14 protein-coding genes and 2 tRNA genes are annotated in these 15,424 nt (G+C 59.5%); 11 read left to right on the top strand and 5 right to left on the bottom strand.

Translation table 11 applies throughout. The features are described from left to right. The 9 genes from mutL to BMX80_RS12525 all read left to right on the top strand — a co-directional run bounded on the left by mutL (window position 1) and on the right by BMX80_RS12525 (window position 9,517). On the top strand, window positions 1-1,887 hold the full coding sequence (gene mutL / locus BMX80_RS12565) for a DNA mismatch repair endonuclease MutL (protein WP_074869039.1): 1,887 nt from the start codon (window positions 1-3) through the stop codon (window positions 1,885-1,887). A 2-nt stretch (window positions 1,888-1,889) separates the two neighbouring features. Then, entirely contained in the window at window positions 1,890-2,834 is a 945-nt protein-coding gene (miaA, locus tag BMX80_RS12560) for a tRNA (adenosine(37)-N6)-dimethylallyltransferase MiaA (protein ID WP_074869034.1), read from the top strand. Window positions 2,835-2,938: 104 nt separating this feature from the next. Continuing rightward, complete coding sequence (hfq, locus tag BMX80_RS12555; RefSeq protein ID WP_071872974.1) at window positions 2,939-3,187, top strand: RNA chaperone Hfq; 249 nt, start codon at window positions 2,939-2,941, stop codon at window positions 3,185-3,187. 14 nt (window positions 3,188-3,201) lie between these two features. After that, window positions 3,202-4,500 carry a ribosome rescue GTPase HflX gene (gene hflX / locus BMX80_RS12550; RefSeq protein ID WP_074869032.1) on the top strand — a complete coding sequence of 433 codons (1,299 nt, stop codon included), beginning with the start codon at window positions 3,202-3,204 and terminating at the stop codon, window positions 4,498-4,500. Window positions 4,501-4,595: 95 nt separating this feature from the next. Next, window positions 4,596-5,792 carry an FtsH protease activity modulator HflK gene (gene hflK, locus BMX80_RS12545; protein ID WP_074869029.1) on the top strand — a complete coding sequence of 399 codons (1,197 nt, stop codon included), beginning with the start codon at window positions 4,596-4,598 and terminating at the stop codon, window positions 5,790-5,792. After that, entirely contained in the window at window positions 5,792-6,661 is an 870-nt protein-coding gene (hflC, locus tag BMX80_RS12540; protein ID WP_074869025.1) for a protease modulator HflC, read from the top strand. The genes hflK and hflC overlap by 1 nt, the downstream gene beginning before the upstream one ends. A 115-nt stretch (window positions 6,662-6,776) precedes the next feature. Continuing rightward, the gene (locus BMX80_RS12535) at window positions 6,777-6,965 is read left to right on the top strand and encodes a DUF2065 domain-containing protein (protein WP_074869021.1); all 189 of its coding nucleotides are present in this window, start codon (window positions 6,777-6,779) and stop codon (window positions 6,963-6,965) included. A 25-nt stretch (window positions 6,966-6,990) separates the two neighbouring features. Continuing rightward, window positions 6,991-8,178 (top strand): ATP phosphoribosyltransferase regulatory subunit, encoded by a 1,188-nt coding sequence (locus BMX80_RS12530; protein ID WP_074869019.1) that lies wholly within the window; start codon window positions 6,991-6,993, stop codon window positions 8,176-8,178. A gap of 46 nt (window positions 8,179-8,224) precedes the next feature. Then, window positions 8,225-9,517, top strand: a complete 1,293-nt coding sequence (locus BMX80_RS12525; RefSeq protein WP_071872980.1) for an adenylosuccinate synthase — start codon at window positions 8,225-8,227, stop codon at window positions 9,515-9,517. A gap of 133 nt (window positions 9,518-9,650) precedes the next feature. Here the strand turns inward: BMX80_RS12525 and BMX80_RS12520 are convergent. Together BMX80_RS12520 and BMX80_RS12515 are read right to left on the bottom strand one after the other, a co-directional pair. Next, a tRNA-Leu gene (locus tag BMX80_RS12520) sits at window positions 9,651-9,737 on the bottom strand. 82 nt (window positions 9,738-9,819) lie between these two features. Next, a tRNA-Leu gene (locus tag BMX80_RS12515) sits at window positions 9,820-9,906 on the bottom strand. A 181-nt stretch (window positions 9,907-10,087) separates the two neighbouring features. Between BMX80_RS12515 and rnr the strand changes: the two genes are divergently transcribed. Together rnr and rlmB are read left to right on the top strand one after the other, a co-directional pair. Further along, complete coding sequence (gene rnr, locus BMX80_RS12510; RefSeq protein ID WP_074869261.1) at window positions 10,088-12,715, top strand: ribonuclease R; 2,628 nt, start codon at window positions 10,088-10,090, stop codon at window positions 12,713-12,715. Window positions 12,716-12,717: 2 nt separating this feature from the next. Beyond that, a complete protein-coding gene (gene rlmB / locus BMX80_RS12505) occupies window positions 12,718-13,464 on the top strand; it encodes a 23S rRNA (guanosine(2251)-2'-O)-methyltransferase RlmB (protein ID WP_071872981.1) in 747 nt (248 codons plus the stop codon). A 77-nt stretch (window positions 13,465-13,541) separates the two neighbouring features. Here the strand turns inward: rlmB and BMX80_RS12500 are convergent, their stop codons facing one another. Genes BMX80_RS12500 through BMX80_RS12490 form a run of 3 tightly spaced genes read right to left on the bottom strand, consistent with a single transcriptional unit; the run spans window position 13,542 to window position 15,252 of the window. Continuing rightward, window positions 13,542-14,207: a DUF799 domain-containing protein gene (locus BMX80_RS12500; RefSeq protein WP_071872982.1), complete on the bottom strand. Its 666-nt coding sequence runs from the start codon at window positions 14,205-14,207 to the stop codon at window positions 13,542-13,544. Window positions 14,208-14,212: 5 nt separating this feature from the next. Next, window positions 14,213-14,560 carry a DUF4810 domain-containing protein gene (locus BMX80_RS12495; protein ID WP_074869016.1) on the bottom strand — a complete coding sequence of 116 codons (348 nt, stop codon included), beginning with the start codon at window positions 14,558-14,560 and terminating at the stop codon, window positions 14,213-14,215. Window positions 14,561-14,580: 20 nt separating this feature from the next. Beyond that, window positions 14,581-15,252: a CsgG/HfaB family protein gene (locus BMX80_RS12490; protein ID WP_071872984.1), complete on the bottom strand. Its 672-nt coding sequence runs from the start codon at window positions 15,250-15,252 to the stop codon at window positions 14,581-14,583. Between the last annotated feature and the right edge of the window lie 172 nt (window positions 15,253-15,424).

Here is a 15,424-nt window from a genome sequence, read left to right as displayed (position 1 = left end):
ATGACCGCGTTACCGCGTATCCAGCTGCTGTCGCCGCAGCTGGCTAACCAAATTGCTGCCGGTGAGGTGGTCGAGCGACCGGCCTCGGTGGCTAAAGAGCTGCTGGAAAATAGCCTCGACGCCGGCGCTACACGTATTGATGTGGATGTCGAGCAGGGTGGCGTCAAGCTGCTGCGCGTGCGCGACGATGGCTGCGGGATTGCCGAGCAAGACTTGGCGCTGTCGTTGGCGCGCCACGCCACCAGCAAAATTTTGAGTCTGGATGACCTGGAAGGCGTCGATAGCCTAGGTTTCCGCGGCGAGGCGCTGGCGTCGATCAGCTCGGTATCTCGCTTAACCCTGACCAGTCGCACCGCCGATGCCGATAAGGCCTGGCAAGTGTTTGCCGAGGGCCGCGACATGCAGGCGCAAGTGCAGCCGGCTGCCCACCCTAAGGGCACCACGGTGGAGATGCGCGACTTGTTCTTCAACACCCCAGCGCGGCGCAAGTTTTTGCGCGCAGAAAAAACCGAGTTCGATCATCTGCAAGAGGTGATCAAACGGCTGGCGCTGGCGCGTTTCGATGTCACGTTTAATCTGCGTCACAACGGCAAAAGCGTGCTGGCGCTGCAAGCTGCGCACGACGAAGCGAGCATGGCGCGGCGCGTCGGCCAAGTGTGTGCGGCGGGCTTTTTAGAGCAAGCGCTGCCGATTGATATCGAGCGCAACGGCCTGCGGCTGTGGGGCTGGGTGGGCTTGCCGACCTTTTCGCGCTCGCAAGCGGACTTGCAGTACTTCTATGTCAACCGGCGTATGGTGCGCGACAAACTGGTTGCCCATGCAATCCGCCAAGCCTACCGCGACGTGCTGTATAACGGCCGCCATCCGGTGTTTGTCTTGTTTATGGAGGTCGACCCACACGCGGTCGACGTCAACGTGCACCCCACCAAGCACGAAGTGCGTTTTCGTGATTCGCGCATGGTGCACGACTTCCTCTACGGTACCTTGCACCGCGCTTTGGCCGATGTGCGCCCCGAGCAGCAAATGCCGCCAGCGGCCAGCAGTGTCGATAGCTTGCTGCCCAGCGCAGCGCCGAAAGCCAGTGGCTTAGCCGCCGGTGAATTTGGCCCGCAAGGCGAAATCGGCCTGCGCCAAGAGGCGCCGGTGTTCGTGGCGCCGAGTGCTGAGGTGAATCCGCAAACAGCGGGCTATGCCGCGGGCGCGCAGTTCCGCCCGCAAAACACCGGGCCGGCGTTCAGTGGCGAGGCGCGTGCCGGCTATCAGGCCTTTCATCAGCCGCTAGCGGAGCAAGAAAACGCCACCGTGCCGCCCTTGGGCTATGCCATCGCGCAGCTCAAAGGCATTTATATCCTCGCGGAAAACAGCGAAGGCCTAGTGCTGGTGGATATGCACGCGGCGCACGAACGCATCACCTACGAACGCCTAAAAGCCGCGATGGCCAGCGAAGGCTTAAAGGGCCAGCCGCTGCTGGTGCCGGAAAGCGTGGCGCTCAGCACTCGCGAAGTGGACTGCGCCCACGAGCACGCCGAGTGGTTTGCCAAGCTGGGCTTTGAGCTGCAACCGCTGGGGCCGGAAACCCTCGCGATTCGGCAGATTCCCGTGTTGCTCAAGCAAGCCGAGGCCGAGCGCTTAGTGCGCGATGTGCTCGGCGATTTGCTCGAGTACGGCAATAGCGATCGCATTCAAGCGCACCTCAATGAGCTGCTGGCCACTATGGCTTGCCACGGCGCGGTGCGCGCCAATCGCCGCTTGAGCCTGCCAGAAATGAACGCCCTGCTGCGCGATATGGAGCAAACTGAGCGCAGCGGCCAGTGCAATCATGGCCGCCCGACATGGACGCGCCTGACCTTGGATGAGCTGGATAAGCTCTTCCTGCGCGGCCGTTAAACATGCACGAGCCTGCTGTTATCTGCCTGATGGGCCCCACGGCTTCGGGCAAAACTGCTTTGGCGCTGGAGCTGGCTGGCCAGCTGCCGGTGGATTTGATCAGCGTCGACTCGGCACTGGTCTACCGCGGCATGGATATCGGCACGGCCAAGCCCGATGCCGCCACCTTGGCGCGCTATCCGCACCAGTTGGTGGATATTCTCGATCCGGCGCAAAGCTATTCGGCGGCAGATTTCGTCACCGATGCGCAGGCGGCCATCCAAGCCAGTCATGCCAAGGGACGGATTCCGCTCTTGGTCGGCGGCACCATGCTCTATTACAAAGCCTTGCTAGAGGGCATGGCGAGCATGCCCAGTGCCGATAGCCAGGTGCGCGCAGCACTAGAAGCGCGCGCCGCTGCCGAGGGCTGGCAGGCGCTGCACGACGAGTTAGCGCGGGTCGATAGCGAATCCGCCGCGCGCATTCACCCTAACGACCCGCAGCGTTTACTGCGTGCGCTGGAGGTGTGGCAGGTGTCGGGCAAAACCATGAGCCAGCACCGCGCCGAGCAAGCCGCGGCTGGCAGTCACTGGCCTTATCGCACGGTGCAGTTGGCCATCGCGCCGGCCGAGCGTGCGGTGTTGCACGAGCGCATTGCGCTACGTTTTGCGCAAATGTTGGAACAAGGCTTCGTCGATGAGGTCATAGCTCTGCGCGCGCGAGGTGACTTAAGCGCCGATCTGCCGTCTATGCGTGCGGTGGGTTATCGGCAAGCCTGGGACTACCTCGAAGGTCATTTAGACTATGCAGGCTTTCAGGAGAAGGGCATCATTGCCACCCGGCAGCTGGCCAAGCGGCAATTTACTTGGCTGCGCAGCTGGTCTGACTTGATCTGGCTGGATAGTCTTAAGCCAAACAATCTCGCCGTCGCCTTGAAATGTTTGCAAGAGGCCCAAATATTGGCCTGAGACACGCGAATTTGGCGTCTATGCTTAAGCTGAGGTGGGGTTATGCCCACTAAGATTGAGCTTTTTAATCACAATAAGTTATTGAATCCGAAAGGAGTGCAACCATGTCAAAAGGGCATTCGCTACAAGACCCTTACCTCAACACCCTGCGCAAGGAACGCGTGCCGGTTTCCATCTATCTGGTCAACGGCATCAAGCTGCAAGGCCAGATCGAATCTTTTGACCAGTTCGTCATCCTGCTGAAAAACACCGTGAGCCAGATGGTTTACAAGCACGCGATTTCTACCGTTGTGCCCAGCCGTCCGGTGCGTCTGCCCAGTAGCGAGCATGGCGAGCAGGAAGTTAGCGAATAACTAAGGCGGTTTGATTGTTCTTCGAGCGTCATGGGGGCGGCGAACGCGCCCTCTTGGTTCATCTGGAAGGCTCTGCCCCCGAGACGCGCGAGGATCCGCAAGAATTCCTCGATTTGGCGCGCTCGGCCGGAGCTGACGTTGCCCACTTCATCACCGTGCGCGGGCATAAGCCCAGCGCCAAGCTGCTGATCGGCAGTGGCAAGGTGGAAGAAATCGCCGCGCTGGTTAAAGCCGACGAGATCGACCTGGTGATCTTCAATAGCGCCCTGTCGCCCAGTCAAGAGCGTAACCTTGAGCGTGAATTTCAGTGTCGGGTGATTGATCGCACCGGCCTGATTCTGGATATCTTTGCCCAGCGCGCGCGGACTCACGAAGGTAAATTGCAGGTTGAGCTGGCCCAGCTCGATCACGTCAGCACGCGCTTAGTGCGCGGCTGGACGCACCTCGAGCGGCAAAAGGGCGGTATCGGCCTGCGCGGCCCCGGCGAAACCCAGCTAGAAACCGACCGTCGCCTGTTGCGCGTGCGCGTGCGGCAGATCAAGCAAAAGCTGGAGAAAGTTCGCTCGCAGCGTGAGCAGGCCCGCCGTGGGCGTAAGCGCGCCGAAGTGCCGCTGGTGTCGTTGGTGGGTTACACCAACGCCGGTAAATCCACCTTGTTTAATACCTTAACTGAGTCAGGCGTATACGCCGCCGACCAGCTATTCGCCACGCTTGACCCCACCTTGCGCCGTTTAGAGGTGCCGGAGTTTGGTCCGCTGGTGCTGGCCGATACTGTAGGTTTTATTCGTCATCTACCGCACAAGCTGGTCGAAGCCTTCCGCGCTACGCTGGAAGAGTCCGCCGAGGCTGACTTGCTCTTGCATGTGATCGACGCGCACAGCGAAGAGCGCGACGAGCAAATGCAGCAAGTCAAACATGTGCTGGGCGAGATTGGCGCCGACCAAGTGCCGATGCTTGAGGTGTACAACAAGATTGACCTGCTGGATGCCGTAGAGCCGCACATACAGCGCGACGCCGAAGGGCGTCCGGTGCAAGTGTGGATTTCCGCGCAGAATGACCAAGGCCTAGCGCTGATTGGCGAAGCGGTGCGTGAATTGCTCGGCGAAGAGCGTTTTATCGGCACTCTGTGCTTGCCGCAGCGCTTTGCGCGCCTGCGCGCACTGCTGCATGATGCAGGCGCGGTGCAGTCGGAAGACTACAGCGAGCAAGGTGAAATACTGTTGGCCGTCAATTTGGCGCGCAGTGATTTAAATCGTCTGCTCAGTCGCGAAGGCGAGCAGCCGGATGAGTTTGTCGCTCGACACACTTTGTAACCGTGTCCGGCATGGGTGGGTTTGCTACCCTGCCGGAAGAATCGTTAGCATTTCGACACAAAACGTGTCGCAAGTGCCAGACAACGGAGAAAACTATGGCCTGGAACGAGCCGGGTAATTCGAACAACCAAGACCCTTGGGGCAATGGTGGTCGCAAAGGCGGCAACAATAACGGCGGAAATAACGGCGGCGATAACCAAGGCCCACCGGATTTGGACGAAGCCTTCCGCAAGTTGCAAGACAGCCTCAATAGCATTTTCGGCGGTGGCAAGAAGTCATCCTCTGGCGGTGGCTCGAACAGCTCCGGCGGCGGCATGGGCGTGTTGTTCTTGGCCGCAGCGGTGATTGCCGGTGCCTGGCTGTATAACGCCGTGTACATCTTGGATGAGCAAGAGCAGGCAGTGATTCTGCGCTTGGGTAAATACAGCGACACCGTCGGCCCCGGTGGCTTGCACATGTATTTCCCGCCGTTCGAAGCTAAGTTTCAGGAAAACGTCACCCGTGAGCGTGCCTACAGCAATCAAGGCACCATGCTGACCATGGACGAGAACATCGTCGAAGTACCGTTGACCGTGCAGTACCGCATCAGCAATCTGGAAAACTTCGTGCTGAACATCGATCAGCCGGAGATCAGCTTGCAACACGCCACCGACAGCGCACTGCGCCATGTAGTGGGCTCCACCACCATGGACCGCGTGCTGACCGAAGGTCGTGAGCAAATGGCCGTGGAAGTCACCCAGCGTCTGCAGCAGTTCCTCGACACCTACGGCAGCGGTATCACCGTGACTCAGGTGAACATCCAGAACGCGCAAGCGCCGCGCGAAGTGCAAGATGCCTTCGATGACGTGATTCGTGCCCGTGAAGACGAGCAGCGCGAGAAGAACCAAGCGGAAACCTACGCCAACGGCGTAGTGCCAGAAGCGCGCGGTCAAGCGCAGCGCATTTTGGAAGACGCCAGCGCCTATCGTGACGAACTCGTCGCGCGCGCCACCGGTGAGGCTGATCGCTTTAACCAGCTGCTTACCGAATACCAGCGTGCGCCGGAAGTGACCCGCCAGCGCTTGTATCTGGAAACCGTCGAAGAAGTGCTCGCCAACACCAGTAAGGTGCTGGTCACCGGCAAAGAAGGGCAGAACAACTTGCTCTACCTGCCGCTGGACAAAATGGTTGAACGCCGCAATAGCAGCAGCCCTGTCAGCGACGGCTCGGGCAATAACAGCTCGCGCAGCGTGTCGACGCGTGTCGAAACTGATCTGAATAACCGCAATCTACGTAGCCGGGAGAGTCGCTAATGACTAACAAGTCTCTAGGCGTGCTGATCGTCGGTGTCGTGTTGGCGCTGATTGGTTGGAACAGCTTCTTTATTGTTCTGCAAACCGAGCGCGCGGTGTTGCTGCGCTTCGGTAAGATCGAAAATGCCAACGTTGAGCCGGGCATTCACTTCAAGATCCCGATGGTCAACAACGTGCGCAAGTTCGATGGCCGTTTGCTGACCTTAGATTCGCAAACCCAGCGCTTCCTGACCTTGGAAAAGAAAGCCGTGATGGTGGATGCCTACGCCAAGTGGCGTATCGCAGACCCAGAGCGCTTCTATACCGCGACCTCAGGTAACAAGTTGGTGGCTGACGAGCGCTTGGCGCGCCGTTTGGATGCCGGTCTGCGTGACCAATTCGGTAAGCGCACCCTGCATGAAGTGGTGTCTGGTGAGCGTGATGCGCTGATGGCCGATATTACCGGCCTGCTGGATAAAGCCGCGCGCCGTGAATTGGGCATTGAAGTGCTGGATGTGCGCGTCAAAGCCATCGACCTGCCGCGTGAAGTGAACCGTTCGGTGTTCGAACGGATGGCTACCGAGCGTGAGCGTGAGGCGCGCGAGCATCGCGCCAAAGGTCGTGAGCAGGCTGAGGGTATTCGCGCCGATGCGGACCGCCAGCGCCGCGTGATCGTCGCTGAGGCTTACCGTGAAGCGGAAGAAATCCGCGGTAAGGGTGATGCCAAAGCAGCGGCTATTTACGCCGAAGCCTATAACCAGAACCCCGAGTTCTATGCCTTCCACCGCAGCTTGCAGGCCTATCGCCAGTCGCTGTCGGACAAGGGCGACGTGCTGGTGCTCGATCCCGAGAGCGAGTTCTTCCGCTATTTGAATCAAGCCAAGCCGTAAACCCTGCGCCGTTCGCCCCGACAAGGTGTTTGTCGGGGTGACCTGCGGCGAAAAAGTGGTATCATGAGTCAGCCGGGATTTCCCGGCTTTTTTGCGTCTGCGAGATTGCGAGCCTATGTGGCAAGAACTGTGGGTGGCCTTGTGTTTGGTGTTGGTGATTGAAGGCGTGATGCCGTTTCTCAATCCACAAGGCTGGCGCAGCATGGTGCAGAGTGTGGCGCAATTAACCGACCGGCAACTGCGTATCGCCGGTTTAGTGATGATGCTGCTAGGCGTGATCAGCCTGCAGTGGGTTCGAAATTAAGCGTAAGAGTGATAGGAGAGCACGCATGAGCAGGGTGGATCGCTGGCTGCTGCCAGACGGCATTGAAGAGGTTTTGCCGCCTGAGGCCGCACAGATCGAACATGCCCGCCGGCAGTTGCTGGACCTGTTTACCAGCTGGGGTTACGAGCTGGTTATTACCCCACATATCGAATTTCTCGACTCGTTGCTCACCGGCGCCGGGCAAGATTTGGAACTGCAAACCTTTAAAGTGACCGACCCGCTGTCGGGCCGCTTGATGGGTTTGCGCGCGGATATCACCCCGCAAGTCACCCGCATCGATGCGCACACGTTGCGCCGTGAAGGGCCGAGCCGCCTGTGTTATGTCGGTAGCGTGCTGCACAGCCGCCCGCGCGCGCTGAGCACCTCGCGCAGCCCAATTCAGCTGGGTGCCGAGTTGTACGGCGATGCTAGCTGTGCCAGCGACCTAGAAGTTATTGGCTTGATGCTCGCCACCTTGCAAGCCATGCAGGTGCCCAATGTGCACTTGGAGCTGGGGCATGTCGGCATCTACCGCGCCTTAGTACAGGCTGCGGGTTTGAGCGGCGAAGTAGAGCTGCAACTGTTTGACGCCCTGCAGCGCAAAGACGGCGATGCAGTAAAGGCGCTCACGCAGAGCGTGGAGCCCAAGTTGGCCGCTATGCTGCAAGCCTTGGTGGGCTTGTGTGGTGGCATCGACGTATTGGATAAAGCCACCGAACAGTTGGCGGGTGCGCCGGCCGCGGTGCAGAGCGCGCTGGCGGCGCTGCGTGAGGTGGCGAGCCTGTTGGCTGAGCGCTTCGTCGGCTTGCCGCTGTATTTCGATTTGGGCGAGCTACGCGGTTACCACTACCACACCGGCATGGTGTTTGGCGCTTATGTGCCCGGTTGTGGTCAGGCGATTGCCCAAGGCGGTCGTTATGACAATATCGGCGCCGACTTTGGTCGCGCCCGTCCGGCTACCGGCTTCTCTACCGACTTAAAAACACTGGTCAACTTGGGGCAGCTGCCGCAGGTGGCCGAGGCGGGCGCTGTGTGGGCGCCGGCCGAACAAGCCCAGGCACTGTGGCAGGCTGTAATGGCCCTGCGTGCTGACGGGGCGCGAGTGATTCAAGCATTGCCGGGGCAAAACCTGGGTGATGCGCGTGCGGCGGGCTGTGATCGCCAGCTGATTGAACAAGCGGGTCGCTGGCAAGTCGTGCCGCTGGCTAACTGATAGTTACGCGGCGTAGGCCGCAACTTCCTTTAACGGGGATTTTTTTATGGGTAAGAACGTAGTTGTCCTGGGCACCCAGTGGGGTGATGAGGGCAAGGGCAAGATTGTTGACCTGCTGACCGATCAGGCAGCGGCCGTTGTGCGTTATCAGGGTGGCCACAATGCGGGGCATACCTTGGTGATCGACGGCGAGAAAACCGTCCTGCACCTGATCCCGTCGGGCATTCTGCGTGAGGGCGTGCAGTGCCTGATCGGTAATGGCGTGGTGCTGGCGCCCGATGCCCTGCTGCGCGAAATGCGTGGTCTGGAAGAAAAAGGCGTACCGGTGCGCGAGCGCCTGCGCATTAGCCCGGCGTGTCCGCTGATTCTGCCTTATCACGTGGCGCTGGATCAGGCGCGTGAGCGTGCCCGTGGCGATGCGAAAATCGGCACCACAGGGCGCGGCATTGGCCCTGCGTACGAAGACAAAGTGGCGCGTCGTGGTCTGCGCGTGGCTGACTTGTTCAATCGCGAGCGTTTGGCCTCTAAGCTGGGTGAAGTGCTGGATTACCACAACTTCGCGCTGCAGCATTACTACAAGTGCGAGCCGGTGGATTTCCAGAAGACCCTGGATGAATGCTTGGCCTACGCCGAAGAGCTGGCGCCTTTGGTGGTCGATGTGACTGCCGTGCTGCACGAGCAGCGCAAAGCCGGCAAGCACATCATGTTTGAAGGTGCACAGGGTTCGCTGCTGGATATCGACCACGGTACCTATCCGTTCGTGACCAGTTCCAATACCACCGCTGGCGGTACCGCCACCGGTTCGGGTTTCGGCCCGCTGTATCTGGATTACATTCTGGGTATCACCAAGGCGTACACCACCCGCGTGGGTTCTGGCCCGTTCCCGACCGAGCTGTTTGATGACAACGGCGCGTACTTGGCTAAGCGTGGTCACGAGTTTGGCTCGACCACCGGGCGCGCCCGTCGCTGTGGTTGGTTCGATGCGGTGATTCTGCGTCGCGCCATCGAAGTGAACAGCATCTCCGGTCTGTGCCTGACCAAGCTGGACGTGCTGGATGGCCTGGAGAAGGTCTACCTGTGTGTTGGCTATCAGCGTAACGGCGTTGATGTGCTCGACGCGCCGCTGGATGCCGATGGCTACCAAGGCCTGGTGCCGGTCTACGAAGAAATGCCCGGCTGGACCGATAGCACTGTGGGTGCCAAGCGTCTAGAAGACCTGCCGCAAGCGGCGCGTAACTACATTGCGCGTATCGAAGAGCTGGTGGGTGCGCCGATCGATATCATCTCGACCGGCCCGGATCGCGGCGAGACCATCGTACTGCGCCATCCCTACGCGTAAGCGTAAAGCGTGATGCCACAAGGGCTGCCTGCGGGTGGCCCTTGTTGTTTCTGGTGGGGGCGATTGGTGCAGCAAAGGTGGGAAAGACCTTGTGCTAGAAACGAAAAAACCCGCCGAAGCGGGTTTTTATGCATGGTGCCCAGGAGAAGACTCGAACTTCCACGGCCGTAAAGCCACCAACACCTGAAGCTGGCGTGTCTACCAATTCCACCACCTGGGCAAACTGGATACAGTGCACCGAGCGCACCATGAACAACTCGGGACTGAATGAAAAAACCCGCGTTTGCGGGGTCTTTCGAAAATGGTGCCCAGGAGAAGACTCGAACTTCCACGGCCGTAAAGCCACCAACACCTGAAGCTGGCGTGTCTACCAATTCCACCACCTGGGCATGTCATCTGGCAGGTTACCCTGCGTCGTTGACGGCGCGAACTATACGGGCCGATAAAAACACTGTAAACCCCTGATGGTAAAAAAATTTTATTTTCCGATCTAAGGTGTATGAAAGGTGCGTTTCGCGCTTCAATACACAGATGAAGAAAACCACGCAAAACCAAGGAGACGCCGGCCCGATGAATGATTGGCAGGCAGAAGATCCCAACGCCGCCGCCGAGGCGGAAAAATACGAACGTCCAGTACCGAGCCGCGAGTACATTCTCGAATGGCTAGAGAAGCGCGGCGCGCCGGCCAACCGCGAACAGTTGGCCGCTGAGCTGGGCATTGATGATGACGAAGAACTGATCGAAGGCCTGCGCCGCCGCTTGCGCGCCATGGAGCGTGACGGTCAGCTGATTTACACCCGCCGTGGTGCCTATGCGCCGGTGGATAAGCTCGACCTGATCCGTGGTCGAGTGATGGGCCATCGTGATGGCTTTGGCTTTTTAGTGCCGGATGACGGCAGCGACGACCTGTTTTTAAGCCCTGCGCAAATGCGTCAGCTGTTTGATGGCGACCGCGCGTTGGCGCGGGTGGCTGGCTTCGACCGTCGTGGCCGCCGCGAGGGGGTAGTGGTGGAAGTGCTGGAGCGTGCACACCCGCAGATTGTCGGCCGTTTCTTTGCTGAAAGCGGCGTCGCCTTTGTGGTGCCGGATAACCCGAAAATCACTCACGAAGTGCTGGTGCTGCCGGGTAACCAAGGTGGCGCCAAGCATGGCCAGTTCGTGCAGGTGGAAATTCAGCAGTGGCCAAAAAACCACCTGCAAGCGCAAGGCGTGATCACCGAAGTGCTCGGCGACTACATGGCGCCGGGCATGGAAATCGAAGTGGCGCTACGCAGCTACGACATTCCGCACGTGTGGCCTAAAGATGTCGAGAAAGAAGCCAGCAAGCTAAGCCCCGAGGTCGCCGAGAAAGACAAAGAGCAGCGCGTCGATTTGCGTCAGCTGCCGTTTGTCACCATCGACGGTGAAGACGCCCGCGACTTCGACGATGCGGTGTACTGCGAGGCGAAAAAATCCGGCGGTTGGCGCTTATTTGTGGCCATTGCCGATGTGTCGCACTACGTCAAAGTCGGCAGTGCTTTAGATACCGAAGCGCAAAATCGCGGCAACTCGGTGTATTTCCCCGAGCGCGTGATCCCCATGCTGCCGGAAGTGCTGTCCAACGGACTGTGCTCGCTGAATCCCTTGGTTGATCGCCTGGCCATGGTCGCGGAGATGACCATCTCGGCCACCGGCAAGCTCACCGGTTACACCTTCTATGAAGCGGTGATTCACTCCCACGCGCGGCTGACCTACAACAAAGTCAGCCAAGTGTTGGAAAAGCCTAACAGCACCGAAGCCAAACAGTTGCGCGGGCAGATGAATCACTTGATGCCGCACTTAAAGCAGCTGTATGCGCTGTATCACGTGCTGTTGGCTGCACGTGCCGAGCGCGGTGCGATTGACTTCGAAACCACCGAAACGCGTATCGTGTTTGGTGCCGATCGCAAGATTGCCGACATTCGCCCGACCCAGCGTAACGACGCGCACAAACTGATCGAAGAATGCATGCTGTGCGCCAACGTGGCGGCAGCCAAGTTCCTCGAGAAGCACGGCTTGCCGGCGCTGTTCCGCGTGCACGCTGGGCCGCCGGAGCAAAAGCTCGAGAAGCTGCGCGGCTTTTTGGCCGAGCTGGGCCTAACGCTGAATAAAGGCCGTGGCGAGCCGACGCCGAAAGACTACCAAGCGCTGTTGGAGACCATCCAAGACCGCCCGGACTTCCACCTGATTCAAACCGTGATGCTGCGCTCGCTGAGTCAAGCCTGCTACACGGCGGAAAACGACGGGCACTTTGGCCTGAACTACACCGCCTACGCGCACTTCACCTCGCCGATTCGCCGTTACCCGGACTTGCTGGTGCACCGCGCGATTCGCAGCATTGTGCGCAGCAAAACCGAGACCAAACACGTGCGCCGCGCTGGTGCTGCGAGCATGGCCAAAGCGCGTATTTACCCGTATGACGAAGCGGGGCTGGAGCAGCTGGGCGAGCAGTGCTCGATGACCGAGCGCCGCGCCGATGAGGCCACGCGCGATGTCACCAGCTGGCTGAAGTGCGAGTACATGCAAGACAAAGTCGGCGAGCAGTTTGCTGGCGTGGTCACCGGCGTGACGGGTTTTGGCCTGTTTGTCGAGCTGTCGGAGATTTATGTCGAAGGCCTGGTGCACGTCACCGCGTTGCCGGGCGACTACTACCACTTCGACGCCGTGCATCACCGTTTAAGCGGTGAGCGCAGTGGGCGCAGTTTCCGCTTGGGTGATGAGGTTCAGATCATCGTCGCTCGGGTGGATTTGGACGAACGCAAGCTCGATTTCGAACTGGCCGATGCGCCGTTAAGCGTATCGCCCAAGCGCCGTCGCAGTGCCGGTAAAGAGCCGGTAGCGGATAAGCCGCGTGGCCCGCGTAAGCGTAAAACGGCCGATGTATCGCCGGATTTACTCGCCGAAGCGGCGCGGCAATTGGCCGAACGCGATGTGCAAAAGAGCCGCGCGGTGCGTAAAGCGTTGCTCGATGAAGCCAAGCGCGGCGGTCAGGCCGAGGGCGATAAGGGCGCGGCGAAGAAAAAAACCAGCCGCAAAGCCAAACCGGGCAAGGGCGGGAAAAAAACCGCCAAGCCTGCGCAAGCCGCTAAGCCGACCAAGGCCAAGAGCAGCGCCAAGAAGCCGGCAAAAAAGAAAACCACCCCACGCGCCGGTAGTGCGCGCGGGCAGTCACGAGGTTAAGCATGAGTCAGTGGGAAATGGTCTTTGGCGTGCACGCCGTCGAAGCCTTGTTGCGTCATCACCCCAAGCGTGTGAAGCAAATTGTCTTGGCCAGTGGCCGGCAGGAAGACCGCCTGCAAAGCCTCTATGAGCTGGCTGTGCAGCACCGCATCGATATCGACTACGCCGAACGCCGCGAGCTGGATGAGCGCGTCGATGGGGTGCACCAAGGCGTGCTGGCCTATGTGTCGCCCAGCCAGATCTGGGGCGAGGCGATGCTCGATGAGTTATTGCAGCGCTTGGAAGAACCGCCGCTGCTGCTGATTCTCGATGGCGTCACCGACCCGCATAACTTGGGCGCTTGCCTGCGCACCGCCGATGCGGCCGGGGTGCATGCGGTGATCATCCCCAAAGATAAATCCGCCACGCTGAACGCCACCGTGCGTAAGGTGGCCTGCGGCGCCGCCGAGGTGATTCCGCTAGTCGCGGTGACCAACTTGGCGCGCACCCTCGAGCAGCTCAAGCAGGCAGGCATCTGGCTGGTGGGCACCGCCGGCGAGGCCGAAAAGTCGATTTATCAGCATGATCTAAAAGGCCCGCTGGCCTTGGTGATGGGCGCCGAAGGCAAAGGCATGCGCCGCCTAACGCGCGAGCACTGCGATTATCTGGCCAACCTGCCAATGGCCGGCAGCGTGAGCAGCCTGAACGTGTCGGTCGCTACCGGCGTGTGCTTGTTTGAGGCCGTTAGGCAGCGTAAAGCGTCGAGCTAAGCCGGCGTTACTGAAGTGAGCAATAAAAAGGCCCGAGGCGCTGAGCACTCGGGCCTTTTTGTTGTTATTGCACAAGCTTATTGGGGCGTCACGGGGCGCGCACGTGGTCCCGGCAGAATGCCGTTGGCGCGCTGGCTTGTTAGCAGTCGCGCGCTGGTCAGGCCGGCGATCTCATGGCCACGATCAGTGATGGTGTTAACAATCTGATTAACCGCAGCAATGATCAACATGCCGACCAAGCCGCCTTGGTTGTTATTGTTTTGCTCGGCGGTGCTGGCACTGGCGCTGCCTTCCCAGAGCAGTTGACCGCTGCGCAAGTCGACCAGCTTGGCGTTGGCGGTGACGACCACTTCGCTGCTGATCACCATGTAGCTGCTGCCGTATTCGGTGATTTCGATATACAGCGCGGTATCGGCGCCGAAGATTTCCCGTAGCTTGGCCGGCGGCGCGGCGTGCATTTCGTCGGGGTTCATTAAGCCGTTTTGCTTAAAGGTTTCATCCACCAAAGCCACCGGCAAGACGTAATAGCCGGCTTCGCCCAGCGGTACCGATACTTGCGAATACAGGCTGTAGCTGGCCTTGATATCGGGGGATTTGTTCACCGGCGGCAACACCACAATCGAGGCCGGGTTGCTTTCACGGAAGGCCGTGTAGTCGTAGCCGGGCTGTTGGTTGGCACAGCCAGTGATGACCAGGGTTAAACCCAGTAACGCTAATGCAGAGATTTTCTTAACAATGTGCATGGCGATCACTTCTTAGCAAAATTGCGCATTAAAAAGTCCATGTAGGTCGCCGATTCGGGAAACAGGGTCTTTTCGGTTTCGAATTGCTGACGAACCTGATCGGCCTTGCCCACTTCGGCATACAAGAGGCCAAGATGGGCATGGAACCCCGGCGGTACATCGGCGCCGATCGCACGCGCTTCTTGGATGCTCTCTTCGAGTGCGGCGATTTGCGCTTGTGGGTCGCTTTGCTGTTCAAAGCGCTCGTAAACCTGCGTCTGATAAGAGCCCCAGTGATAGAGGGGTTTGGGCTGGTTGACGCACGCTGTCAGGCTGGCGCTGAGTAGTAGCAGCGCAATGGGAGCTTTTTGCATAGGTAAAACGTCCTTGTGAATTACTGCTGCGCCGGGCGCCAAGAGCCGCTGTCGATGCCATTAACAAGCTTGTTGACGGCCTCGCGAATCGCTAGGTCGAGCACCTTGCCGTTGAGGGTCGAGTCGTAGCTGGCGGTGCCGCCAAAGCCGATCACTTCACGGTTAGACAGGCTGTATTCGCCAGCGCCTTGGGTGGAGTACACCACTTCGGAGGTCAGTACGTTGACGATATTCAGGTTGACCTTGGCGTAAGCGATTTGCTGCTTGCCGCGACCCAGAATGCCGAACAACTGGTGGTCGCCCACTTCTTTACGGCCAAATTCGGTGACATCGCCGGTGACCACATAGCTGGCGCCACGCAGTTGCTGAGTTTTTTGCGCCAGCTGCGACTCTTGCTGGATTTCCGCCATGTTGTCGCGATCCAGCACGTTGAAGCGGTTGGACTGCTGCAGGTGGGTGACCAGAATGGTTTTGGCTTGCCCGCCCAAGCGGTCGACACCGTCGGAGAACAGGCCGCGCATGTAGCTGGAACGGTTATCGAATTTACCCACCGCGATTGGGCTGCGTGGGCCGCTGTAACTGATGTTGGCGGTGGGAACTTGCTCAACCGCCAAAGAGCGGGAGGTTTCGGTAGCACAGCCGCTGAGCAGGGCAGCACCAATAAGGCCGAAGCCGGCGAGGATTGCTTTCATATGAACTCTCGTTTGCGGGTTAACGGTGCGGCGAGGTTCAGTTCGGTGGCGCACACCAGCAGCGAGAGCAGGCAGGGTGTCGGTCCATGACTAAAACATCCACAGCACACCAGTTCGGCGTATGCCTAGCCAGACATGCGCAAAGTGTTGCGCGGGCGAGTGTACGGATTTC

This window comes from Atopomonas hussainii (genome assembly GCF_900109735.1).
Lineage (GTDB): Bacteria > Pseudomonadota > Gammaproteobacteria > Pseudomonadales > Pseudomonadaceae > Atopomonas > Atopomonas hussainii.
This window is presented reverse-complemented; position numbering and strand designations above follow the sequence as displayed.